Genomic DNA, 1415 nt, shown 5'->3' with positions numbered 1-1415 from the left:
TTGCGTCCAGCAGGATGGTGTACGACCGGACGCCAGCAAATGTCTGAGCGTGTCGTAGCCGGATAGAGGGTGGTCACCGCGTGATCCTTCAAAAGACCGCCAAGTCACTTGAAGGAAAGAAAGTTCACGCGATGACCTCTGTCCAGCCTATCGACCCGTCAAAGATGCTGTCGGACCAACTCGCCGTCGCGAGCCCGGACCTGCTGCGCGAGATGATGTCCACCTTCATCCAAGCCCTGATGAGCAACGAAGCCGACACGATGTGCGGCGCCGGCTACGGCCAACGCTCCGAGGACCGGGTGAACTCCCGAAATGGCTACCGCCACCGCGATTTCGACACCCGCGTCGGCACCATCGACGTCGCGATCCCGAAACTGCGCCAAGGCAGCTATTTTCCGGACTGGCTGCTCGAACGCCGCAAACGCGCCGAACGCGCCCTCACCAGCGTTGTCGCGACGTGTTACTTGCTCGGCGTGTCCACCCGTCGCATGGAGAAGCTGGTCGAATCACTGGGTGTGACAAAGCTTTCCAAATCGCAGGTGTCGCTCATGGCCGCCGAGCTCGACGCCCAGGTCGAAGCGTTCCGCACCCGCCCTCTGGATCAAGGCCCATACACGTTCGTCGCCGCCGACGCCCTGGTGCTGAAAGTGCGTGAGAACGGGCGCGTGGTCAACGTGCACGCCCTGGTCGCCACCGGTGTCAACGCCGATGGCTACCGTGAAATTCTCGGCATCCAGGTCACCAGCGGCGAGGACGGCGCCGGCTGGCTGGCGTTCTTCCGTGACCTGGTTGCCCGTGGCCTGTCCGGCGTCAGTCTCGTGACTTCCGACGCGCACGCCGGGCTGGTCGCGGCGATCGGCGCCACGCTGCCGGGCGCGGCCTGGCAGCGGTGTCGCACCCACTACACGGTGAACTTGATGTCGATCACCCCGAAATCGTCGTGGCCGTGGGTGCGGACCCTACTGCACTCGGTGTTCGACCAAGCAGACACTGAATCGGTTGGCGCCCAATATGATCGGATGCTCGACGCGCTGAGCGAGAAGCTTCCGAAGGTGGCTGCTCACCTCGACGGGGCGCGCGCGGATCTGCTCTCGTTCACCGCGTTCCCGAAACAGATCTGGCGCCAGATCTGGTCGAACAATCCTCAAGAACGGTTGAACAAGGAAATCCGCCGCCGCACCGACGTTGTCGGTATCTTTCCTGACCGGCAAGCCATCATCCGCCTCGTCGGCGCCGTGCTCGCCGAACAACACGACGAATGGATCGAAGGCCGCCGCTACCTCGGCCTCGACGTCCTCGCCCGCTCCCGCGGCCTCACCGAACCCAACGAACAGGAGGACACCCCCGCACTGACCGCCTGACCGACCAGGATCACGCGGCAATCACCCCGATACACCACCCAATTGGACTTGACC

1 protein-coding gene is annotated in these 1415 nt (G+C 63.7%); it reads left to right on the top strand.

Annotation, left to right across the window (positions count from 1 at the left end):
- Nucleotides 1–131 precede the first annotated feature (131 nt).
- Nucleotides 132–1361, top strand: coding sequence for an IS256 family transposase (locus tag RJ03_RS27395; protein ID WP_036507585.1), 1230 nt, complete (start codon nt 132–134; stop codon nt 1359–1361).
- Nucleotides 1362–1415 lie beyond the last annotated feature (54 nt).

The organism is Nocardia aobensis NBRC 100429, assembly GCF_000308375.1.
GTDB classification, from domain to species: domain Bacteria; phylum Actinomycetota; class Actinomycetes; order Mycobacteriales; family Mycobacteriaceae; genus Nocardia; species Nocardia aobensis.
This window is presented reverse-complemented; position numbering and strand designations above follow the sequence as displayed.

Coding starts and splice junctions, on each gene's coding strand:
- RJ03_RS27395 (WP_036507585.1), top strand. CDS start 132: ATGACCTCTGTCCAGCCTATCGACCCGTCAAAGATGCTGTCGGACCAA.